The sequence below is a fragment of the Thioalkalivibrio sp. K90mix genome (assembly GCF_000025545.1).
Lineage (GTDB): Bacteria > Pseudomonadota > Gammaproteobacteria > Ectothiorhodospirales > Ectothiorhodospiraceae > Thioalkalivibrio.
Genome location: NC_013889.1, coordinates 1217670 through 1241350 on the forward strand (window position 1 = coordinate 1217670; position 23681 = coordinate 1241350).

Genomic DNA, 23681 nt, shown 5'->3' on the forward strand with positions numbered 1-23681 from the left:
AAGCCGATTGCCTCAGAGCTGTCTCATTCGTGTCCCAGAAGTGTCTCAGCCACCGACGGGGAGTTGGGATGGCGGCAGGAGTCTTACCGTTGTCCGCCCCGTTCTTCCCGTGGACCGGGTTGAAAGTATGTTCGTAAAACAGCGGGTTAACGGATGCTTTGACAGGGGGCGGGGAGTCGGTACAATACGCGGCTCGAAGACGACAGGCGCGTAGCTCAGTTGGTTAGAGCACTACCTTGACATGGTGGGGGTCGTTGGTTCGAGTCCAATCGCGCCTACCAGTATTTTGAGAAAGCGAGCCAGGGTATCCCGGCTCGCTTTTTTTGTTTGGGGATACGGGCCATGGAAAGGTTCGCACGGGCGGTACATGCTGTCGGTATGGGTCCTTTGTCGGGGGCGGGTGCCGGACATCTGCGAATGAATACGCGCGTGTGGCTTCGGCTGGTTCTGGCGGCGCTGTTGCTGGCGCTTCTGGCGGCCTGTACTCCGATGCAGCCGGCACCGGATCGGGTGGACCGTACCCCACAGGCGCCGGCGGTGCAGGGCGATCTGGCCACCTGGCTGGATACGTTGCCAGCGGCCGAGGAAGGGCAGACGGGGTTCCGGCTGCTGGATACCGGGGCGGAGGCCTTCCAGTGGCGGGTGCAGAGTGCGCGCAAGGCGCAGGAACGCATCCATATCCAGTACTACATCTGGCGCGATGACGTGGCCGGTCGCACGCTGCTCGGAGAGCTGCTGGATGCGGCGGACCGGGGCGTGTCGGTGTCGCTGTTGCTGGATGACATGGATGTGCGCGGCAGTGATGACCTGCTGGCCGCGGTCAATCAGCATCCCAATATCGAGGTGCGCGTGTTCAATCCGTTCCGCACGCGCCGGGGTGCGGTGCGTGCGGGGGTGGAGTTTGTCTTTCGTGGCAGCGACCTGAACCACCGCATGCACAACAAGGCCTGGGTGGTGGACGGGCTCCTGGCGATCATCGGTGGGCGCAATATCGGGGACGAGTACTTCGAGGTGAGCCCGTACTACAACTTTACGGATCTGGATCTGGTGATGGTCGGCCCGCTGGCGACGGAGGTGGATCATTCGTTCGTGGAGTACTGGAACAGCCGCGCGGCGATCGATCTGCGGCGCATGCGCCGGGTGGAGCAGGATCCGGAGAAGCTCGCACGATACCGAGAGAACCTCGACGCCTGGCTGGCCGAGCACCAGGAGCATCCGCTGCTGACGCTGGAGCCGCTGAATGGCGCGCCCCTGACCCAGCCGATCGATGATGCCGGGGCCTACACCTGGACGGCTCAGGCGAAGCTGGTGGTGGATGACGTCGGCAAGGCCAAGGGGCACGAACACATCCGCGAGGGTGTGGCCGAGGCGGTGGCACGACGGCTGGATGCGGTGGAATTCGAGCTGTTGATGATCTCGCCGTACTTTGTACCGGGGCGGGGTGGGACGACGCAGTTGGTCGGGATGCGCGAGCGGGGCGTGCGCGTGAGTGTCTTGACGAACTCCCTGGCGGCCAATGATGTGGCCTTTACCCACAGCGGCTACTCGCGTCGACGTCCCGCGTTGCTGCAGGCCGGAGTGGAGCTGCACGAACTGCGCCCGACGGCGCTGCCACCGCGCGCAGCGGCGGATCGCGAGATGGGGGTCGGTTCCTCGCATGCGAGCCTGCATACCAAGGCGCTGATCATTGATCGCGAGGAGGGGTTCGTCGGCTCGTTCAATCTGGACCCGCGCTCGCGTTACACCAACACCGAACTGGGCGTGTTCCTGCGCGAGCCGGCGATCGTCCAGGAGTTGCTGGACCTGTATGAGCACAGTACCCGGCCGGAGCTGGCGTATCAGGTTCGGCTGGATGACGAAGGCTGGCCGATCTGGACGGACGACGAGGGCACGCTCTACCGCACGGATCCAAAGGCAGGGATCTGGCGGCGCTTCCTGTCCGGGATTACGCGGCTGGCGCCGGTGGAGCCACTCCTGTAAACAGGGGGCTCGTTCAACGTTGTGCACCGGAGGTTTTATGTCCAAGAAAATGTTATCGCTCGCCGTTTTGCCGTTCGTGGCTCTGGCCTCCACAGCGGGTGCCGACGAGGGCGAGATCCAGCGCATCCTGGAGGCCAAGGAGGCCGCTTGGGAGGCGGGTGATGGCGATGCCTGGGCGCGCGACTATCAGGACGATGCCGGGCTGATCAATCTGTTCGGAATGCGTTTTGATGATCGCGAGACCAACGCCAAGCGGCACTCGGAGGTGTTTCAGGGAGCCTTCGCCGGGACTTCGCTGGATGTGGATGTCCAGGACATTGCAATGCTGAACGAGGACCTGGCATTCGCGGAGGCCGTGCTGCGGGTCTCGGACATCGAGTCCATGCCGGCCGGGCTTCCGGATCGTGGCGATGGCGTGCTGTACACGCGCATGAGCTTCCTGCTTGAACGTGATGACCATCATGGCTGGCAGATCCGATTCGGGCATAACACCGTCGTCCATCCGTAGGGCTGTAATGTCAGGGAAGAAAAGGGGTTTACATGGAATGTAAGGCATGCGGGCGGGACAACCCGCCCGAGGCGCGCTATTGCAATGGCTGTGGCGCGGATCTGGCGGGTGCGGGGGCATCGCCGCGCGCCCAGGGCGGCCCACCGGAGGATCGCGCGGCCTTTGGGGGCTTCTGGCGGCGCGTGCTGGCCACCCTGATCGACATGGTGGTGATCGGGGTGCCGCAGATCGTGGCGCAGATGGTGATCAGCCCGGAGACGATGGCCCCCAAGGGTCCGGAACCCGAGTTGATGGCGGCCGATATTGCCTGGATGCTGATCAATATCCTGGTGGCCTGGCTGTACTGGGCCGGCATGCACAGCTCGCGCTACCAGGCAACGGTCGGGAAGATGGCGGTGGGGTTGCGCGTGGTCGACTATCATGGCGAGCGCATCACCTTTATGCGGGCCACGGGGCGTTATCTCGCCGAGATTCTCTCGGGCCTGCTGTTCGGGATCGGCTATTTGATGGTGGCCTTTACCCGCCGCCGCCAGGCGCTGCATGACCTGATCGCGGAGACCTTCGTGGTGCGCAAGGAGTGGCTGAACTAGGCCACCGGCACGTTAGCGGCAGAGACGGTTTGTGAACTGCTCCCGGCCGTTGGGAGTCCCTATGGAAGAACCCCGAGTGGGGAACTACTCTCCAACGGAAATCCACACGGGCATACCGACCCCAAGGAGCAGGCATGAAAATCGACACATTGATCGAGACCGCCGAGGCGATGGTGGCCCCTGGAAAGGGCATCATCGCGATCGACGAATCCACCGGCACGATCGGCAAGCGATTCAATGCCGTGGGGGTGGAGAACACCGAGGAGAATCGCCGGACCTACCGCGAGCTCCTGCTGACCACGCCGAAGCTGAACGAATACATCTCCGGCGCCATCCTGTACGACGAAACCCTGCGCCAGTCCACGCGCGACGGCAAGCCATTCGCGGATGTGATGCGCGAGGCGGGCATTCTGCCCGGTATCAAGGTGGACACCGGCGCCAAGGACCTGGCGGGCTTCCCCGGCGAGAAGGTTACCGAGGGCCTGGACGGGCTGCGCGAGCGTCTGCAGGAATACGCGAAGATGGGGGCGAAGTTCGCCAAGTGGCGCGCCGTCATCACGATCGGCGAGACCATGCCAACGGATACCTGTATCGAGGCCAATGCCCATGCGCTGGCCCGCTATGCGGCGCTTTGTCAGGAGCAGGGGCTGGTGCCCATTGTGGAGCCCGAGGTCCTGATGGACGGCGATCACGACATCGAGACCTGCTATGGCGTGACCGAGGCGACACAACGCGCCGTCTTCAGCGCGCTGTACGAGCATCACGTGTTGCTGGAAGGCACGATCCTGAAGGCCAGCATGGTGCTCCCCGGCAAGGATTGCCCGGAGCAGGTCAGTGCGGACGATGTGGCCCATGCGACCCTGCGCTGTCTCGCCTCCGCTGTGCCCGCCATCCTGCCTGGCATTGTGTTCCTGTCGGGCGGCCAGAGTGACGCCGATGCCACGGCGCATCTGGACGCGATGAATCGCATTGGCGGCACGCCCTGGCCGCTGTCGTTCTCGTACGGGCGCGGCATGCAGCAGGCCGCGATGAAGCTCTGGGGCGAGGACATGCAGGCGAATTTCGAGAGCGCCCAGAAGACCGTATACGAGCGCGCCCGCGACAATGGCCTGGCGGCCGAGGGCAAGTACGCGGCCTAGGCCATATGGGCTACGAAAAGAGACGCGACTGGAATCCGCGGGCGAGTTGATCTGAATCAATCCTCGCCGTGATGGATGTTCATAGACTGTCGTTGCCGGGTATGGGCCGATCGACGAGGGCACAGGGATCAGCGCTGTCGGCGCCGTGCCCCCCCGCATCGTCCTCCGGCGGTGTATGTCGCGTCTTGGCCTGTTACCCCCAGGGTGACAGGCCTTTTTTGTGACCGGTGTAGTGGCTCTGGCAGGCTCCCCGAGCATTTTTTTGTCAGCGCGGATCGGATTGGAACAGGTTCGATTGTCATCCGATCCCGCGCGAACTCGCAGCAATTCCAATCATTCTGGTATCCAGGCACAGCGAGCCCGATGGAACAAAATCGGTCGATGCGCGTCGGGAATAACCGGGAAGAGGGCCGGAACAGGCCTAACTAGAAAACGATTTCAATCCAATACAAACCACCAATAGGAGCCAGTCAATGAATCTGACTCGGAGAGAATTTCTTGAAGTCATGGTCGCGACCAGTGCCGCCGGATTTTCGATGAACGCCTGGGCGGGCGAAAAAGGGTCCTGGAAGCCGGCTGATGCCTCGATGTACGACCTGCCGAAATTCGGCAACGTTTCGCTGCTCCACTACACCGACTGCCACGCCCAGCTGAAGCCCGTCTATTTCCGCGAGCCGAACGTCAACATTGGCGTGGGTGACATGAAGGGCAAGCCGCCCGTCCTGGTCGGCAAGGACATGATGGAATACTTCGACCTGAAGCCCGGTACCCCGCTGGCACATGCGGTGACGCATCTGGACTTCAAGGACGCGGCCGAGAAATACGGGCGCCTGGGTGGTTTCTCCCATCTTTCCACGCTGGTGAAGAAGCTGCGGGCGGATCGCCCCAACTCCCTGCTGCTGGACGGTGGTGATACCTGGCAGGGCTCTGCGACGGCCCTGTGGACGGATGCTCAGGATATGGTCGATGCGCAGAAGCTGCTGGGGATCGACATCATGGTCGGCCACTGGGAGTTCACCTACGGGGCCGAGCGCGTGACGGAGATCGTCGAGAACGAATTCAAGCCGAACGGCATCGATTTCCTCGCGCAAAACGTCGAGGACCGCGACTGGGGCGACCCCGTGTTCGAGCCGTACACCATCCGCGAGATGAATGGCGTGCCGGTGGCCGTGATCGGCCAGGCCTTCCCGTACACCACCGTGGCCAACCCGGATTACATGATTCCGGACTGGAGCTTCGGTATCCGCGACGAGCACATGCAGCGGATGATCGACGAGTGCCGCGAGAAGGGCGCGAAGGTTGTCGCCATCCTGTCCCATAACGGCATGGTGACCGACATGGAGATGGCCCGCCGCCTGCGCGATGTCGACGTGATCATGGGTGGTCACACCCACGATGCCGTGCCGGGCGCGATGGAGATCGAAAACGCCGGTGGCGAAAAGACCCTGGTGACCAACGCCGGCTCCAACGGCAAGTTCATCGGCGTGATGGACCTGGATGTGGGCGAGAGCGGTGTTCGCGACTACAAGTTCACGCTCCTGCCCGTGTTCTCGAACCTCCTCGATGCCGATGAAGAAATGGAAGAGCACATCAAGGCGGTCCGCGAGCCCTACGAGGACAAGCTCAACGAAGAGCTGGCCGTGACCGATGGCGTGCTCTATCGCCGCGGCAATTTCAACGGTACGTTCGACGAGGTCATCATGGACGCGATGATCAAGGAGATGGACGCCGAGGTGGCAATGTCGCCGGGCTTCCGCTGGGGCGTCAGTGTGCTGCCGGGGCAGCCGATCACCTTCGAGGAGCTGATGACGCAGACCGCGACGACCTACTCCGAGACCCAGCGCAACGAGATGACCGGCGAACAGCTGAAGAATGCGCTGGAAGACGTGGCCAACTCGATCTTCAACCAGAACCCGTATCACCACCGTGGTGGCGATATGGTGCGTACTTCCGGGATCGAGTACACCATCGACCCGCACGAGTCGATGGGCAGCCGCATCAGCGACATGCACATCAATGGCGAACCCATGGACCCGAGCAAGAAGTACGTGGTCGCCGGGTGGGCCAACGTGCACGAGCCGCTGGATTCCGAGCCTGTCTGGGAAGTGGTGGCCGAGTACCTGCGGGGCCGCGATACGGTCAGCCCGGGCAAGCCCTATCTGCCGAAGATGAAGAACGTCGAGGGCGATCCCGGCCTGGATGTCTGATTCGCCGTACGGACTTGGCCAGGCCGCCTGGGCCGGGTAGTCTCGAAACCGCCGTATCCCGCTGGGGTGCGGCGGTTTTTTTATGGCGGGGAGAGACGCGTGGGGAAAGGCGCGGGGACGACGACAGAGCTGCTTTTTTACTGTCGGCCGGGATTCGAAGGTGACCTGATTGCCGAGCTGACCGAGCGGGGTGAGACGGCCGGGCAGGCGGCCTATCCCCAGGCACGCCCGGATACCGGATTCGTGCGTTTTGTCCCGGTGGAAGGGGATCTCGAGGGGCTGGCCGAGGCCCTGCCACCGGATGCCCTGATCTTTGCGCGCCAGCGGCTTCTGGCGCAGGCGCCGCTGGAACGCCTGAGCCGGGACGACCGGATGACGCCGGTGGTCGATCAGCTGGTGGCAGCGGGCATCACGGTCGATTCGGTCTGGCACGAGTTGCCGGACACCAACGAGGGCAAGTCGCTCGGCCGTCTTGTGCGCGCGCTGGAGCGACCGCTCCAGGGTGTGTTGCGCAAACGTGGCGTTTTGGTGGATGAGGCCGATGGCCGACGCGCCCATCTGTTCTGGAGTCGCGGAGATGCGGTCCAGATCGCGTTCTCAAGCCGCGGCGAACGGAGCGAATGGCGTGGCGGGATCCCGCGCCTGCGGGCGCCGTCAGGGGCCCCCAGCCGTTCTGCGCTGAAACTGGAAGAGGCCTGGCATACCTTTATCCCTGCGCACGAGTGGCCCGTACGGCTGGCCGAGGGCATGCAGGCGGTGGATCTGGGCGCAGCGCCCGGGGGCTGGACCTGGGAGCTGGTACAGCGAGGCATGTACGTTCATGCGGTCGACAACGGGCCAATGGATGAGCGGCTGATGGCGACCACCCAGGTGGAGCATCACCGCGAGGATGCCTTTGTATGGGAACCACCGAACCCAGTGGCCTGGCTCGTCTGCGATATCGTCGACAAGCCCGCGCGCGTGGCAGCGCGCATAGGCGACTGGCTCGAAAGGCAGTGGTGTCGCGAGGCGGTGTTCAACCTGAAACTGCCGATGAAGAAACGCTGGCAGACCGTGCGCGATTGCCTGAACCATCTGGACGAGCGGCTGGCCGCAGCGGGGGTTGGCTATGACGTGAGGGCACGTCAGCTGTATCACGACCGCGAGGAGGTCACCGTACACATTCAACTGGTCGGGGAACCGCGGTCGCGCTAGACTGTCTGTGTACTACAAGGGGGCGACTTGGATTCGACGCGGGTCGCGAAACCTTAGGTGCATGCCGAGGATGTGGTGAGCCTCGTAAAAATCACTGCAAAAAAATAGTTGCCAACGACGACAACTACGCACTCGCCGCTTAAAAACCGGTAGATGCCGTCCGACTGGAGCCGTGCTTGTGCGTCCAGTATCGGGCGTCGACTCTCACAAGCTCGTGGTGAAGCGCGCCCGGCGTGGATCCATTAAAACTCAACCGGGATCGCCAGCCGTTGTCCCTGCCTGTCGGGTAGCGTCTGGTTAAACTCAAAGACGGGATAAGCATGTAGAGCCGAAGGCGGAGGGCCTGCGGACGCGGGTTCGATTCCCGCCGCCTCCACCACATTAGCCAGTCCAATCAAGCGCCTTCGGGCGCTTTTTTGTTGGGGAGCAAGGCATGGCCATTCATCAGGAAACCCTCCGCGTACGAACCGAGGGGCGCGGGACCCTCAACATCACGCGTCAGATCGAGGAGATCGTTCGCGCCAGCGGCATCACGACCGGCACCTGTCACGTCTTCCAGCACCACACCAGCGCCTCGTTGCTGGTGACCGAGAACGCCGATCCTGATGTGCGGCATGACCTGGAAACCCTGATCGCACGCATGGCACCGGACGGCGATCCCGCATACCGGCACGACATGGAAGGCGACGACGACATGGCCGCCCACGCTCGCGCCATGCTGACCCACAACGACCTGACCGTGCCGGTCGGGCGCGGCCGGCTGATCCTGGGTACCTGGCAGGGCCTGTTTCTGTGGGAGCACCGCTACGCCGCGCACACCCGCACGCTGACTGTGACGGTCCACGGAGAGTGACCCAGCAGGCGAGCGGCGGTCCCGGCCCGGCGCCGGGTCCGGTACAATGCGCAGCCTTTGTCATCTCCGGGTATTGAGGAAGCGCAATGCGGTTTGTGGAAGGGGGTATCGCCGTCTCGCCATTTCGGTTGCGGGCACTGGAAGCCGGCCTGCGGGCGAGTGTCCCTGACGCAGGCCCACTGACGGCGCGTTTTGTCTACTTCATCGAACCTCGACGCCGCCTGACGACGGAAGAAGACGCGATCCTGGACCGCCTGCTGCGCGAGGGCGAAGCCTGGCGCGAGCCAGACTTCGAGATTCAGCGCGAACTGGTGGTGATTCCGCGTTTTGGCACGATCAGCCCGTGGTCGTCCAAGGCCACCGAGATCGCCCACCACGCCGGTCTCGAGGAGGCTGTCGGGCGGATCGAGCGCGGCATTCATTGGCAGATTGGCGGGCAGGGGGCCAAAGGCGCGGCCCTCGAGGCGCTGGGCGATGTCCTGCACGATCGGATGACCGAGACCGTGATCGAGGATCCGGCGGAGGCGGCGCGGCTGTTCCAGTCCGAGACGCCGCGCTCGCTGGGTCGTGTCGAGCTGGGCGACGACCCGCGCCGGGCGCTGGAAGCCGCCAATGTTGATCTGGGGCTCGCGCTGTCGCCGGACGAGATCGAATATCTGGCGGAGGGCTATGCGGCGCTCGGGCGTGCGCCCACCGATGCCGAGCTGATGATGTTCGCCCAGGCCAACTCCGAACACTGCCGCCACAAGATCTTCAATGCCGCCTGGATCCTGGATGGCGAGGCGGATGACCGCACGCTGTTCGGGATGATCCGCAGTACCCACCAGAAGCACCCGGAACGCGTTCTGTCGGCCTACAGCGACAATGCCTCGGTGATCGCCGGGCATGCGGGTATCCGTCTGATGCCGGACGCAGTCACCGGCGAGTATCAGCGCGAATCACTGGATCTGCCGATCCTGATGAAGGTGGAAACCCACAACCACCCGACCGCGATCTCGCCGTTCCCGGGGGCTGCCACGGGCTCGGGGGGCGAGATCCGCGACGAGGGGGCCACCGGCCAGGGCTCGAAGCCCAAGGCAGGGTTGACCGGCTTTACCGTGTCCAATCTACAGATCCCGGAGCTGCCACAGCCGTGGGAGCATGATTTCGGCCGGCCGCAGCGCATCGAGAGCGCGCGCCAGATCATGCTGGATGGCCCGATCGGCGCCGCTGCATTCAACAACGAGTTCGGCCGCCCCGCGCTGGCCGGATACTTCCGCACCTTCGAGATGGCCCTGCCGCGCTCGGATGGCAGCGGGGCGCTGTACGGCTACCACAAGCCGATCATGCTGGCCGGCGGGCTGGGATCGATCCGGGGCGAACACGTGCACAAGCAGGACGTGCCCCCGGGTACGCCGATCGTGGTGCTGGGTGGCCCCGCGATGCTGATCGGCCTGGGCGGCGGGGCGGCCTCGTCGATGGCGAGTGGCGCCAGTGCGGAGCAGCTCGATTTCGCCTCGGTGCAGCGTGGCAACCCGGAGATGGAGCGGCGTTGCCAGGAGGTGATCGACCGCTGCACCGCGCTGGGGACGCAGAATCCGATCCGGTCGATCCATGACGTGGGTGCGGGCGGCCTGTCCAATGCGATTCCCGAAATCCTCGACGATGCCGGTCGGGGCGGCGTGATCGAGCTGCGGGAGGTCCCGACCGCCGAGCCGGGCCTGTCGCCAATGGAGCTGTGGTGCAACGAGGCGCAGGAACGCTACGTGCTGGCCGTGGACGACGCGCGCCTGGCGACCTTCCGCATGCTGGCCGAGCGCGAGCGGGCACCGTTCGCGGTGGTGGGGCGTGCGACCGAGGAAGGGCACCTGAAGGTCGAGGACCGGCTGTTCCACGAGCCGCCCGTGGACATGCCGATGGGCATGCTGCTCGGCAAGACGCCGCGCATGACGCGCGAGGACCGTCGTACGGCACCGCCGGCCACTGACTTTGACGCGGGGGCTTGCCCGCTGGATGAGGCGGTGCGTCGCGTGCTGCAGGTGCCGGCGGTGGCGGCCAAGCACTTCCTGATCACGATCGGTGATCGCAGCGTGGGCGGGCTGGTCGCGCGCGATCAGATGGTCGGCCCGTGGCAGGTGCCGGTCGCCGATTGCGCCGTGACGCTGACCGACTTCGAGGGCTATACCGGCGAGGCAATGGCGATGGGTGAGCGCACGCCGCTGGCGGTGCTCTCCGGCCCGGCCTCGGGGCGTATGGCGATCGGCGAGGTCGTGACCAACATGGCCGCCGCGGATATCGACAGTACCGAGATGATTCGGCTGTCGGCCAACTGGATGGCGGCCGCCGGCGTGCCCGGGGAGGACGCGAACCTGTTCGATACGGTGCGCGCGGTGGCCGAGGACGTTTGCCCGGGGCTGGGTATCTCCATTCCGGTGGGCAAGGATTCGCTGTCGATGCGTACGGTCTGGGAGACCGCCGATGGCGAGGCGCGCGACATGTACTCCCCGGTCTCGCTGATTGTCTCGGGCTTTGCCCCGGTCGCCGATGTCCGGCGCAGCGTGACGCCCGAGCTGAATCCAAGCGCGGATTCGACCCTGTGGCTCATTGATCTGGGCGAGGGGAACACCCGCATGGGCGGTTCGGCGCTGGCCCAGGCCTGGGGGCATATCGGGCGCGAGGCACCGGATCTGGTCGATGTGGCGCGCCTGCGTGGTTTCTTTGATGTGATCACGGGGCTACGCCGCAAGGATTTGCTGGCCGCCTACCACGATCGCTCCGATGGCGGCCTGTTCACGACACTTGCGGAGATGGCCTTCGCCGGTCGTTGCGGGCTGGAGGTCACGGTGCCCGACGACCACCGCGCTCAGGAGTGGCTGTTCAACGAGGAGCTGGGCGCAGTCGTGCAGCTGGCCCCGGGGGCCGAGGCGGCGCTACGTGACGGGCTGAACGCCGTGGGCCTGGGCGCGCACCTGCACCGCGTTGCGACCGTGCGCGTGGATGACCGCGTCCTCGTACGCCAGGGACCGAAGGATTTGCTGGAGACGACGCGGGCGCAGTTGCAGGGCGTGTGGCAGGCCACCTCGGCCGCGATGCAGCGGCTGCGCGACGATCCGGAATGCGCCGACGAGGAATTCTCTCGCGTAGACGAAGATGGCGGCCTGACAGCACGCCTTGGTTTCGACCCGGCCGAGGATATCGCCGCGCCCATGATCGCGACCGGTGAGCGGCCGCGCGTGGCGATTCTGCGCGAGCAGGGGGTGAACGGCCAGCTGGAGATGGCCGCGGCATTCGAGCGCGCGGGCTTCCAGCCGGTGGATGTCCACATGACGGACCTGCTCTCGGGTCGACGAGCACTGGACGAGATGCAGGGCCTCGCCGTCTGCGGCGGCTTTTCCTACGGGGACGTGCTCGGGGCCGGGGGCGGCTGGGCCCAGACCATCCTGAACCATGCGGCGCTGCGCGATCAGTTTCAGGCCTTTTTCGACCGCACCGACAGCTTTACGCTCGGGGTTTGTAATGGTTGCCAGATGTTGTCTCATCTGGCCCCGCTGATCCCCGGGGCGGATCACTGGCCGCGCTTTGTGCGCAATCGCTCGGAGCAGTTCGAGGCCCGGTTGTCACTCGTTCGGGTGGAGCCGGGACCCTCGGTCCTGCTGGACGGTATGGGCGGGTCTCTGCTGCCCGTCGTGGTCTCGCACGGGGAGGGCCGCGTGCAGTACCGGGACGAAGTCCCGGTACACGATCAGGCGGCGCTGCGCTACGTCGAGGCCGACGACACACCGGCCACCCTCTACCCGGCGAATCCCAACGGCTCCCCGGGCGGCGCCACCGGTTTCACTTCGCAGGATGGCCGTGCCACGATCATGATGCCGCACCCGGAACGGGTGTTCCGCACCGTGCAGCACAGCTGGCACCCGCAGGACTGGGGCGAAGACGGCCCCTGGATGCGGTTGTTCCGCAATGCGCGTGTGTTTGTGGGCTGATCGTCTATAAGCGTCTGTACAAGCCGCGCAAGTGGCGGGAACGCACCCCGCCGGTAACCAGGAGGTCCGATGACGGCGAGCGAATGGAGCGAGTACCTGGGGGATGATCTGCGAGTGAGCAGTGCGCTGGCAGTCGGCCCATCCGACCGCGCCTTGACGGATCCGGGGCTCGCACAGCGTCTGATCGAAAGCCTGGATCTGTTCGACGACACTCACCCGCGCTCGATCCCGCACGAGGACGAGAGCGCACCCGAGATCCAGCGCCTGGAACACAAGCTCGACCTGCTGCTGCATCTGGTGGCCGAATCGCTGCACCCGGCCCGTCCAGCACCCGTGGAGGCCACGTTGTCACGCCACGGGATTGTATTGCCGGCGGGCACCGTACCCGAGGACTGTGATCGGCTGGAGATCTACCTCAGCCGGCTGCTGCCGCAGCCTTGTGTACTGGGTGTCGAGAGTCCGACAACCGCCGGAGACGTACAGCTGATGCGGTGGGCGGACATGGAAGGCAGCCTGAGAGAGGCCCTCGGTCGCTGGATTTTTCGCCTCCACCGGCGCGAGATTGCCGACAAACGACAGAAAGTTGACGCCGGTCACAACTAGCCGGATACTGAGACACTCATCACACCTTTGTATGGGTCGGCTTTGGACCCTGCATGAGTCAACTCAGTCTACGAGCGGTGGCCGGTATGACGGATCTGAATGGACGCAGCCAGGAACTACGGATTGCTCTCACCGGTGAACCAGGCGCTGCCCGCGACACGCAGGCGATTCTGTCCTGTCTTGGTTGTGAGACCGAATCCCATCAATCCGCCGAAGCCCTGATCGACCAGGGTTCCGATGCCGCCGCGGTATGGTGGTGCGGCCCGGCCGCGGAGCTGGACCAGCGCCTGTTCGATGGGCTAAACGGTCAGACGACCGTGGTCGTGCAGCCCACCGATGGCGAGAAGATCAGCGCCCCGAACTCGGGTTGCGTGGTCGAGCACCCGTTGTCGATTGCCCAGGTCAGTCAGGTCCTGCAGTGGCTGCGGTACGGCCGCGAGCCCGGTCACGACGACATGCCGGGCCTGGTGGGTGTGCATCCGACGATGCTCGCGGTCAAGCGCCTGGTCGCACAGGTGGCCCGTACCGATGCCACGGCGCTGATTCTGGGCGAGACCGGGTCCGGCAAGGAGGTCATTGCGCGGGCGATCCACGCGGCGTCCGATCGTGCGGACAAGCCCTTCGTCGCCGTCAACTGCGGTGCGATCCCGGCGGATTTGCTCGAAAGCGAGCTGTTCGGGCACGAGAAGGGGGCCTTTACGGGCGCCTTTACCGCGCGTACCGGCCGCTTCGAACTGGCCGGTGACGGGACGCTGTTCCTCGACGAGATCGGGGACATGCCTTTGCCGATGCAGGTCAAGCTGCTGCGTGTTCTGCAGGAGCGGGTGTTCGAACGCGTCGGTTCGAACAAGTCCATCTCCACCAATGCACGGATCATCGCCGCTACGCACCGCAATCTGGATGACGCGGTGACCGAGGGCAGTTTCCGTCAGGATCTGTTTTTCCGGCTCAACGTATTCCCGATCGAACTGCCGCCTCTGCGCGAGCGCGCGAGCGACATCCCCTCGCTGGTGGCGGCGCTGGAGGACCGGTTGCGAGAGCAGGGCATGACGCCGGCCCATTTGACCCCGGCTGTGATGGCTCACCTGAGCCAGCTGCCGTGGAAGGGCAACATCCGTGAACTGGCGAACCTGCTCGAGCAGTTGGCCATTATGTATCCGGATCTGCCAGTGGACCTCGGGCAGCTTCCCCCACGGGTCCGTCCGGAGGGGATCGAAGACCTGACCATGCCACCGCAGAGCGATGCGAATGGGCAGGCCGGCAGCGCGCCGAACGGGGCATTGGGCCTGGCCCGCGAGGGGTTGCCCCCGGAAGGCGTAGACCTGCGGGGCTATCTGAATGACCTGGAGCGTGAAATGATCGTTACGGCGCTGAACGAAACCGGACAGGTCGTCGCGCGTGCGGCGCGCCGGCTCGGCATGCGCCGCACCACCCTGGTCGAGCGTATGCGCAAGTTCGGATTGGGCAAGGCCTGAGGTGACTACCCCTTGCTCCCACATCGTCGGGAAGCCGTCAGGTGGGGGCCGCGTCGAGACCGATGCGTCCGACGAGGATTTGACGACAGGCATCTGAATCCCTCCTGAAGTCCCTGTATTCCTTCATTTTCTTCTTTCTGGCTTGCTTCTTGCTGGTTGCCTCCTGAACTTTCGAGGAACCGGCTTATGTCCAGAGCGACCATTCTCCTAGTCGATGCGGAACCCGCGCTGCGCGAGGCGGTGGTCCGTGTATTGGCGACGATCCCGCGTGTGCGGCTGGAATCCTGTCGGGGCGAGGCGCTACCGGTCGCGCTGGAGACCCATCGTCCGCGGGCGGTGCTGGTGGCGCGCAGGGGCGTCCCGGGCAATTGGGCCGAACTGGGTGCGCGGATGCCGGTCGCCGCGGTCGGGCATGACGCCACGCAGGACGACGAGATCGGGGCCTTGCGCGAAGGGCTGGCCGCGCATTTCGCGCTTCCCGACATGGCGGAGGCGATGGCTGACTGGTTGCGTTCGGTGGCCAAGCCATCGCCCAGCATCGTGGTGCCGCGGATGGTGGCGCAAAGCGCCTCGATGCAGTTGCTGGATGCGTTCGTGTCGCGGATCGCGGCCAGCCCGGCGACGGTTTTCGTCACCGGCGAATCAGGCGTTGGCAAGGAGGTTCTGGCCCGCCAGGTACATGCCCGCTCACCACGTGCGAACGGTCCGTTCGAGGCGGTCAACTGCGCGGCGCTTCCGGAGACCATGCTGGAGGCCCTGTTGTTCGGGCATGCGAAGGGGGCGTTTACCGGGGCGCTGGAGGCGCGGCCCGGTAAATTCGCCCAGGCCCATGGCGGGACGCTGCTGCTCGACGAGGTCACGGAGATACCGGTGAACCTGCAGGCCAAGCTGCTGCGGGTATTGCAGGAACGCGAGGTGGAGCCACTGGGAGGCCGGCAGGCCCGCCGCGTGGACGTGCGGGTGATCGCGACGTCGAACCGCGACCTGCGCGAGGCACTGGCGGAAGGAGAGCTGCGCGAGGACCTCTACTATCGCCTGAACGTTTTTCCTGTCTGGATCCCGCCGCTGCGCGAGCGCCCGGAGGATATCGTGCCGCTGGCGCGTACCCTGCTGCGCCGGTTGAGCGGCAATACCTTGACCGATCTCGATGCGTCCGCCCGGAAACGGCTGGTGGAACACGACTGGCCGGGTAATGTGCGCGAGCTGGCTAACGTGATGGAACGCGCGGTGACCCTGCACGATGCGGCGCGCGGCTGCGTGATCGGGATCGAGGCGATCTGGCTGGACCTGGACATGCTGATGCCCTGGGGCACGCACGAGTGTCGGGCATCGGACGCTTCAGCGCCCACTGACCGCGACTCGATCGACGAGAACTCGACGCCCATGCTGGAACAGACCCTGCAGACACAGGAGAGTCGGGTGATTCTCAATGTCCTGCGCGAGTCGGGCGGACGGCGCAAGGAGGCGGCGGAACGTCTGGGCATCAGCCCCAGAACATTGCGTTACAAGATTGCCCGGTTGCGGGAATCGGGCTTCGCGGTTCCTTCGTCGAGTCACTAGTGACCCGGCTGGCATGGCCTTTGCTTCGTGCTATTTCGGCGCCGACCGGCCACACGGGCATTGGCGCGAAGGGAAAGACACGCGCACGTGGGCGTGGATGGTGAATAGGGGAGTCGGATCATGAGCGAGATGCAGATTCAGAACGTGCTGGCCCAGATGCGCCAACTGACCCAGAGCTCGGGCGTGGAGGGGACCAATCCCGCACAGCAGCCGGGCAAGGTCGGCGGGGCGGAGTTCCAGAACGTATTGCGCGACTCGCTGCGCGGGGTGAATGATGTTCAGCAGAGTGCGACCGATCTGCAGACTCGCTTCGAGTTGGGCGACGAGAACGTCAGCCTGCCCCAGGTCATGGTGGCGATGAACAAGTCGAGCATCGCGTTCGAGGCCACGAACCAGGTGCGCAACCGGCTCCTGAATGCGTATCAGGAAATCATGCGGATGCAGGTCTGATGCGCGGACCCCACGGAGAATAAGTACTCATGGCCGAGAACGCACAATCCCTGCCGACCGTAATCACGGGCGGTATCCGCGAGTTCAATGGCATGCCGGCGGGGCGCCAGCTTGCGCTTCTGGGGATGCTCGCCGGCGCGATCGTGGTGATCGTGGCGGTACTGTACTGGGCCTTTCGGCCCACCTATGTGCCCCTGTTTCCGCGTATGGAGAGCGAGGAAGCGGCAGAAGTGGTGCAGGCGCTTTCTCAGGCGGGAATTTCGTACCAGGTGGATGCCACGACCGGACAGGTGAAGGTACCCCAGGGCGATGTAGCCGAGGCGCGTCTTCAGCTGGCATCGGAAGGCCTGCCGCGCTCGGGCGATGTGGGCTTCGAGTTGCTGCAGGAAGACACTGGACTGGGTACCAGCCGTATGGTCGAGGGGGCGCGTTTTCATCGTGCGATGGAAGGGGAGCTGGCGCGCACCGTTGCGTCCCTGGACGCGGTCGAACGGGCGCGCGTGCATATTGCGCAGGCCGAGCAGTCGGTGTTCGTACGCGATCGCCGGCCTGCCAGTGCCTCGGTGGTCGTTCATCTGCGTGGAAGTCGATCGCTTTCCGATTCGCAGGTGGCCGCGATCGTGCATCTGGTGGCCTCCAGCACCTCGGAGCTCGAGGCGGAGCGGGTGACGGTGGTCGATCAGCGTGGCCGTCTGTTGACGCAGGACGGCGCCGACCGCGGTGGCATGGCGAGCAGTGATCGCCTGTCCTTCTCGCGCGAGGTCGAGCAACGTTATGCCGAACGGATCCATGATCTGCTGGCCCCGATCGTGGGTTCGGACAAGGTGCGCGTCCAGGTCAATGCCGATATCGATTTTTCGCAGGTGGAACGTACCGAGGAGCTCTACGACCCGGAGACCATCGCCTTGCGCTCGGAGCAGACGCGCGAAGACGAGCGTACGGGGATGGACGGGGGCCCCGCTGGCGTCCCCGGTGCCCTGACGAATCAGCCGCCGGAGGGTGGAGCGGTTGAAGACCCGGAAGGCGAGATGGCCCCGGCCCCGTTGCCGACGAGCCGCAGCGCCAACGTTACGCGTAACTATGAGGTCGATCGACGCATCAACCATATCCGCGAGGCGCCGGGCGGTATCCGCCGGGTGTCCACCGCGGTGGTGGTGGACTTCCGTGAGCAGGTGGGCGAGGACGGCGCCACCGAGAGCGTGGCGCGCGATGCGGAGGAGCTGGAACGGATCGAAGCGCTGGTGCGGGAAGCGGTTGGATTCTCGGAGGCCCGAGGCGATACGCTGAACGTCGTGACGGCGCCCTTTGAGGCCCCGGCGGAGGAGATGATCGAAGACGAGGTGCCGTTCTGGTCTCAGTCGTGGTTCCTCGAGATGGTCAAGATCGGCGCAGGCCTGTTGCTGGCACTGATCCTGCTGCTGACGGTGGTGCGCCCGGCGCTCAAGCAGCTGATGGCGAGCCCGCCGCGTGATCGGCGGGCCGACCAGCAAAGGGCGTTGACGGACGAGTCGGACGACGATAGTGCCGGTGCGCCGGCGGGGTCGCAGTCGGCCGTGGCCGCACTGACGGGTCCCAAGGGGCCGGATCAGCAGGAGATGGATCTCGAGGCGGTACGCGAGATGGTGCGCGAGGATCCGAAGCGCGTGGCACAGGTAATGAAGACCTGGTTGGGTGACGATGGCCGTTGACAAGCAACCCAAAAAGCTCGATGGCGCGGAACGCGCCGCGGTGTTCATGATGAGTCTCGGCGAGGAAGCCGCCGCCGAGGTCATGCGCCATATGGGGCCCAAAGAGGTGCAGAAGATCGGGACCGCGATGGCCTCGATGGACCGCATCTCGCGCGCGGATGTGGACTCCGCGCTGCACGATTTTTCCACGCATGTGCAGGAACAAACGGCGCTTGGCGTGGGCGCCGATGAGTACGTGCGCAGCGTGCTGGAGAATGCCCTTGGGGAGAAGGCCTCGGGCGTTATCGACCGGATCCTGCTGGGGCGCAATTCCAAGGGCATCGATGCCCTTAAGTGGCTGGACCCGCGCGCGATCGCCGACATGCTGCGCAACGAGCACCCTCAAATCGTCGCGATTGTGCTGTCGCACCTGGATTCCGATCAGGCATCGGACACGCTGCAATACCTGCCTACCCGCGTGCAGACGGACATCGTGATGCGGATCGCGACGCTGGACGGCATCCAGCCTCAGGCGCTGCAGGAGCTGGATGAAATCCTGGATCGGCAGCTGTCGGGGAATGCCGCCAGCAAGACCTCTATGCTGGGTGGGGTGCGCACAGCCGCGAACATCATGAACCTGATGGAAGGCTCGCGCGAGGCCGAGATCATGGAATCCATCAAGGAGTCCGATTCGGATCTTGGCGGGCGTATCGAAGAAGAGATGTTCGTCTTCGAGAACCTGGTGGATATCGACGATCGCGGTATCCAGACCCTGCTGCGCGAGATCTCCACCGATTCGCTGGTGTTGGCGATGAAGGGTGCCGACGAGGAACTCCAGGACAAGATTTTCCGCAATATGTCCAAGCGTGCGGCCGAGATGCTGCGTGAGGACCTGGAGGCCAAGGGCCCGGTCCGCGTGAGTGAGGTCGAGGCCGCTCAGAAGGAGATCCTGGCGGTGGCCCGTCGCCTTGCCGAGAACGGCGAGATCGTGCTCGGCGGGCAGGGTAGCGAGGCGATGTTGTGACGTCCCGTCCCGGCGCTCAGGTGCGGGTCCATGACCCCGACGCGTCGGTTTGGGAACCGCCGGAGATTGGCGATGAAGGGCTGCGTCCGGCGCGAAGGCTGCCAACGGCCGCCGAGATCGAGGCGATCGAGGAACAGGCGCGTCAGAATGGGTTCGAGGCCGGATACGCCGAAGGCCACGAGGTCGGGAAACAGGAGGCCGAGAAGGCCGCGCGGGCAAAGGCGGACAAGCAGCTGCGCGAGACGGTGGCCAAACTGGAATCACTGGCAGGCGGTCTGACCGACCCGTTGGCCGCAGCCGCCGACCAGCTGGAGCCGGAGCTCCTGACCTTGACCGTCGCCCTGGCCCGCAAGGTGCTGGCTGCGGAGCTGGAGACGCGACCGGAACTGATCGAACAGGTGTTGCATCAGGCCTTGGAACAACTGCCTGGGCGGAGTCAGGAAGTGCGGGTGCATGTTCACCCGGATGATCGCAGTTTGCTGGACGAATATGCCCAGTCGCTGGATACGCGGGTGCGCTGGGTCGCGGATACCACCCTTGCGCGGGGTGGCTGCCGCGTCGAGTCGGGCGCGGCGTCTGTGGACGCCTCGCTGGAGCGCCGCCTGCAACAGGCGGTAGAGGCGGTCTGGGGCGATCTGGCCGAACCTGCCCGTCCGGCGGCGCCCGAGGATGCTTCGGCATCGGAGGATGATTCATGAGCTCCCCCGTCGACACCCTGCGCAAGCGGGGGCAAGAGCAACTGACCACCGGGCTTCTGGATCGTCTGCAGCAGTCGCGTGGCCGGCTGGAGCGCGTGCAACCGCCTCAGTCTGAAGGCCGCCTGTCGCGGCTGACCGGCCTGACCTTCGAGGCCGAAGGACTGCGCCTGCCGATGGGGGGGCGAGCGCTGATCCACGGCGAGAATGGCGCGGCCGTCCCGGCCGAGGTGGTGGGGTTCCAGAACGACCGCACCTTTCTGATGCCGGAGGAGCTGGCCTCGGGCCTGACGCCCGGTGCGCGCATTGAACCACTGGATATCCAACGCGAGATCCCGGTCGGGGACGCGCTGCTCGGGCGCGTGATCGATGCCAATGGCCAGCCGCTGGATGGGAAAGGGCCCTTGCGCGCGCGCGACCACAGTCCGCTGTCGGGCCGCCCGATCAACCCGCTACAGCGGGCGCCGGTGCGGGAACCGCTGGATGTCGGGATACGCTCGATCAACGGGCTGCTGTCGGTCGGGAGGGGACAACGGCTGGGCCTGTTCGCCGGCTCCGGTGTCGGGAAGAGTGTCTTGCTCGGGATGATGACGCGCAACACCAGTGCCGATGTGATCGTGGTTGGTTTGATCGGCGAGCGTGGTCGCGAAGTGAATGAATTCATCCACGAGATTCTGGACGAGGAGTCCCGCCAGAGAACCGTGGTCGTAGCCGTGCCTGCCGATCAGTCGCCACTGCTTCGCCAGCACGGCGCCTGGGTGGCCACTACGGTCGCGGAATCCTTCCGCGACCGTGGGCTCAATGTGCTGCTGTTGATGGATTCGCTCACGCGCTTTGCTCAAGGGGCGCGCGAGATCGCGATGGCGATTGGCGAGCCACCAGCCTCCAAGGGCTATGCCGCCTCGGTGTTTGCGCGTCTGCCGCAATTGGTGGAGCGAGCCGGTAACGGCGATGTGGGCGGTGGTTCGATCACGGCGTTCTATACGGTGCTGGCCGAGGGGGATGACCAGAACGATCCGATCGTGGATGCGGCGCGTGCGATCCTCGACGGGCACGTGGTCCTGTCGCGCGAGATCGCGGAGACCGGGCGCTATCCCGCGATCGACGTGTCGGCGTCGGTCTCGCGAGTGATGAGCGCGCTGATCACGCCGGAGCACGAGCAGGCGGCCCGGCGCTTCCGGGATCTTGCCTCGACCTACATGCGCAACCGCGACCTGATTGCCGTGGGCGCCTACCGCAGGGGGGCGGATACCCATCTGGACGAAGCGGTGGCGATGCACGAGCGGCTGGAGGCCTATCTTGGACAGGGCCGCGACGAGGCGGTCGGGTTTGATCAGGCCCGCGACGAACTCCTGGCCTTGATCGGGGGCGCCTGAAATGGATTCCCGGCGGCTGGAACGTCTTTTGCGTCTGCGACGCATCGAGGAAAGTGAAGCCACGCGCCAACTGGGGGCGCGACTGCAACAACTGGACGCTGTCGAGACCCAGCGGACTCAGCTGGAGGGCTATCAGCTCGAGTATCTCCGCGCGCCACTGCCCGACGACACAAATCAGCTCAAGTGGCTTTCCGGGATGCGGGATCAGTTGCGGCATGCCCTGGAACAGCAGGATCTTCGCGCGCAGGCCGCGGGTGCACAGGCGGAGCAGGCACGCCAGGAGTGGCTGCTCCGCCACCGGGCGGTGATGTCCCTGGAAAAGCTCCTGGAGCGCCGCATTGCAGAACAGGAGCGAGAGGCCGACCGCCGTCGCCAGCATGAGCAGGACATGTGGGCGACCCGGCAAGTGCACACGCGCGCGCAGGCTGCGCACCAGGACTGGCAAGAATCTTGAATAAGCTGACCAGGAATGCCCGGCAACGGCTGCGAGCCGGGCAATGAATCAGAGGATCCATTGATGATCGCGACAGGCAATGCCGGTCAGGGGATGATGCCGCTGCTGCAGTTGTTGGGGGCTGGCAGTGACCTCAAGGACCTTCAGGCGCTCGAAGGCCTCGAAGGGCTGAAGGACCTGAAAACCGCAGACGGCGAGGGCTTCCTCGATATTCTTCGGCCGCAGCTTGAGGCGCTGCTGGTCGATCTGGGCGTCGGTGAGGAGGAGCTTGAGGGGCTCGATCTGGACGGCATGCTGGCCCGCTTGCAGTCCCTGATGGACGAGGGAGAACTGGCCGTCGAAGTCGAGCCGGGCGGCAAGGATTTGCCGCTGGCCGCGCTTATGACGGCAGTCGATGATCGCCCCGGTCCGCCCGTTGCGCGGATGGACCGCGCCGATGAAAGCGGTGGTGCGCGCGAGATCAAGCCGTTGCCGGCAGCGGTCATGCGGCTGTTCCTCGAGTCCAGCCAGGGCCCGGCTGGCTCGACTGGTTCGGGTAGCGTGGCGGGTATCGAGCTGCTGGGTCCGAATAGCCGCCTTTCGCGCGAAAATGTGCTGGAGCTGCTGGCGCAATGGATGTCCCAGGGGACGGACACGCAAAGGGGGCAGGTACGCGCGGAACCCCTGGCCGGAATTTTGCCGGCGCATGTACAGGCTGCGGAAGGCAGCGAGGGCTCACGCAGCTCGCTGCGCCTGGACCTGGCGCGGCTGCTGCAACCGGGTGGTGAGCGCGAGCTGACGGACCAGATCCGCATGCTGGCGCGTGCCCAGGGCGGCCGTACGGAGATCAAGCTGCACCCGCCGCAACTGGGGACACTCGATGTCCGTCTGAACGTCGATGGTGATCGGGCCACGGTCCAGTTCATCAGTGCAAATCCGGTGACCCGCGAGGTCCTGGAGGCGGCGATGCCCCGGCTGCGCGAGAGTCTCGCCCAGAGTGGACTCACGCTCGAGGATGCGACCGTGTCCGATCAGACGGCCGAAGAGCACGAAGGTCAGCAGGCATTGGCTGACGGGCAGCGGGCCCGGAACGAGGCCGATGAGCCCGAGGCCGAGGGCGAGCAGGCCACGGGTAGCACCCTTTCGATGCTGAACCGCCGGCTCGACCTCTTTGCCTGAGTAAGTCCGTTTGCAAGAGACCGGGTGCGTAAACCCGCCCGGTCGTTCCCACCCCCGGTTGTTGTGCCGCCAAGATCCCGTCTTCTGCCGGGTTCGGGGCGGCTGAATCTTGACGATTCCCCTTTTTGCTCCTGGTTACACCCCTCCGGCGTTCTCTTGGAATCCGCGTAAGCAGCGGAAATAATTATATAAAATGATGTTGGCACCGCCTTTGCTATGAGTTCAGGCAATAGTCAGCGCGATCCCGTGCCGTCAACATGGACGGATTCACGAATCTCGAGGGTGGGAAATGGCGGAGAAAGAAGTCGAACTGGGTGAAGAAGGCGCCGGCGAAAAGGGCAAGAAGGGGCTGACCTGGATTGTCATTTTGCTGGTGCTCGTGTTCGCCGGGGCCGGTGCGGCGGCTGCGTGGTTTTTCTTGTCCGGCGGTGACGAGGAAGAGACCGGCGAAGAAGGCCCTGCCGAGCGCCACTACCACGGACTGGAGCCGATGACCGTGAACATTGATGGGCCCGGACGCATTCGCTATCTCCGGCTCGAGCTAAGCGTCGTGACAACCGACCCTGAGGTGATTGCAGCGCTGGAGCGGCATATGCCGGCCGTTCGCAATGATGTGCTGGGCCTGCTTGGAGAGAAACACTACGACGACCTCAATACGCGTGACGGGAAGGAATCGCTCGCCGAGGAGCTGCGCGAGGCGATCGCCGAGATCCTTGAGGAGCGGGACGCACCACATGATGTGGAAGCGGTGCGCTTTAACGAACTGGTCATGCAGTAGGCACCACC

At 65.0% G+C, this 23681-nt stretch carries 19 protein-coding genes, 1 tRNA gene and 1 other RNA gene; all 21 read left to right on the forward strand.

Annotation, left to right across the window (positions count from 1 at the left end; all coding sequences use genetic code 11):
• Positions 1-204 precede the first annotated feature (204 nt).
• Positions 205-281, forward strand: a tRNA-Val gene (locus tag TK90_RS05755).
• Positions 282-417: 136 nt separating this feature from the next.
• On the forward strand, positions 418-1980 hold the full coding sequence (locus tag TK90_RS05760; protein ID WP_012982545.1) for a phospholipase D family protein: 1563 nt from the start codon (positions 418-420) through the stop codon (positions 1978-1980).
• A gap of 37 nt (positions 1981-2017) precedes the next feature.
• Positions 2018-2488, forward strand: a complete 471-nt coding sequence (locus TK90_RS05765) for an SgcJ/EcaC family oxidoreductase (protein ID WP_012982546.1) — start codon at positions 2018-2020, stop codon at positions 2486-2488.
• A 32-nt stretch (positions 2489-2520) separates the two neighbouring features.
• Complete coding sequence (locus tag TK90_RS05770) at positions 2521-3078, forward strand: RDD family protein (RefSeq protein ID WP_012982547.1); 558 nt, start codon at positions 2521-2523, stop codon at positions 3076-3078.
• A 134-nt stretch (positions 3079-3212) separates the two neighbouring features.
• Positions 3213-4217, forward strand: coding sequence for a class I fructose-bisphosphate aldolase (locus TK90_RS05775; protein WP_012982548.1), 1005 nt, complete (start codon positions 3213-3215; stop codon positions 4215-4217).
• A gap of 473 nt (positions 4218-4690) precedes the next feature.
• A complete protein-coding gene (gene soxB / locus TK90_RS05780) occupies positions 4691-6424 on the forward strand; it encodes a thiosulfohydrolase SoxB (RefSeq protein WP_012982549.1) in 1734 nt (577 codons plus the stop codon).
• Positions 6425-6523: 99 nt separating this feature from the next.
• On the forward strand, positions 6524-7618 hold the full coding sequence (gene rlmM, locus TK90_RS05785; RefSeq protein WP_012982550.1) for a 23S rRNA (cytidine(2498)-2'-O)-methyltransferase RlmM: 1095 nt from the start codon (positions 6524-6526) through the stop codon (positions 7616-7618).
• 18 nt (positions 7619-7636) lie between these two features.
• Positions 7637-7997, forward strand: a transfer-messenger RNA (tmRNA) gene (gene ssrA, locus TK90_RS14690).
• 54 nt (positions 7998-8051) lie between these two features.
• Positions 8052-8471 (forward strand): secondary thiamine-phosphate synthase enzyme YjbQ, encoded by a 420-nt coding sequence (locus tag TK90_RS05790; RefSeq protein WP_012982551.1) that lies wholly within the window; start codon positions 8052-8054, stop codon positions 8469-8471.
• 86 nt (positions 8472-8557) lie between these two features.
• Positions 8558-12433, forward strand: coding sequence for a phosphoribosylformylglycinamidine synthase (gene purL / locus TK90_RS05795; protein ID WP_012982552.1), 3876 nt, complete (start codon positions 8558-8560; stop codon positions 12431-12433).
• 69 nt (positions 12434-12502) lie between these two features.
• Positions 12503-13036, forward strand: a complete 534-nt coding sequence (locus TK90_RS05800) for a PilZ domain-containing protein (protein ID WP_012982553.1) — start codon at positions 12503-12505, stop codon at positions 13034-13036.
• Positions 13037-13122: 86 nt separating this feature from the next.
• A complete protein-coding gene (locus tag TK90_RS05805) occupies positions 13123-14511 on the forward strand; it encodes a sigma-54-dependent Fis family transcriptional regulator (protein ID WP_041444213.1) in 1389 nt (462 codons plus the stop codon).
• 186 nt (positions 14512-14697) lie between these two features.
• Positions 14698-16071 carry a sigma-54-dependent Fis family transcriptional regulator gene (locus tag TK90_RS05810; RefSeq protein ID WP_012982555.1) on the forward strand — a complete coding sequence of 458 codons (1374 nt, stop codon included), beginning with the start codon at positions 14698-14700 and terminating at the stop codon, positions 16069-16071.
• A gap of 120 nt (positions 16072-16191) precedes the next feature.
• A complete protein-coding gene (gene fliE, locus TK90_RS05815; RefSeq protein WP_012982556.1) occupies positions 16192-16521 on the forward strand; it encodes a flagellar hook-basal body complex protein FliE in 330 nt (109 codons plus the stop codon).
• Between the two features lie 29 nt (positions 16522-16550).
• A complete protein-coding gene (gene fliF, locus TK90_RS05820) occupies positions 16551-18209 on the forward strand; it encodes a flagellar basal-body MS-ring/collar protein FliF (protein ID WP_012982557.1) in 1659 nt (552 codons plus the stop codon).
• Complete coding sequence (fliG, locus tag TK90_RS05825; RefSeq protein WP_012982558.1) at positions 18199-19212, forward strand: flagellar motor switch protein FliG; 1014 nt, start codon at positions 18199-18201, stop codon at positions 19210-19212. The genes fliF and fliG overlap by 11 nt, the downstream gene beginning before the upstream one ends.
• Positions 19209-19910 (forward strand): FliH/SctL family protein, encoded by a 702-nt coding sequence (locus tag TK90_RS05830; RefSeq protein WP_012982559.1) that lies wholly within the window; start codon positions 19209-19211, stop codon positions 19908-19910. Before fliG ends, TK90_RS05830 begins: the two co-directional genes overlap by 4 nt.
• Positions 19907-21283, forward strand: coding sequence for a FliI/YscN family ATPase (locus tag TK90_RS05835; RefSeq protein WP_012982560.1), 1377 nt, complete (start codon positions 19907-19909; stop codon positions 21281-21283). Before TK90_RS05830 ends, TK90_RS05835 begins: the two co-directional genes overlap by 4 nt.
• 1 nt (position 21284) lies before the next feature.
• Entirely contained in the window at positions 21285-21737 is a 453-nt protein-coding gene (locus TK90_RS05840; RefSeq protein ID WP_012982561.1) for a flagellar export protein FliJ, read from the forward strand.
• Between the two features lie 63 nt (positions 21738-21800).
• On the forward strand, positions 21801-22895 hold the full coding sequence (locus TK90_RS05845) for a flagellar hook-length control protein FliK (RefSeq protein ID WP_012982562.1): 1095 nt from the start codon (positions 21801-21803) through the stop codon (positions 22893-22895).
• Positions 22896-23184: 289 nt separating this feature from the next.
• Complete coding sequence (gene fliL / locus TK90_RS05850; protein ID WP_012982563.1) at positions 23185-23673, forward strand: flagellar basal body-associated protein FliL; 489 nt, start codon at positions 23185-23187, stop codon at positions 23671-23673.
• The last annotated feature ends 8 nt before the right edge of the window (positions 23674-23681 follow it).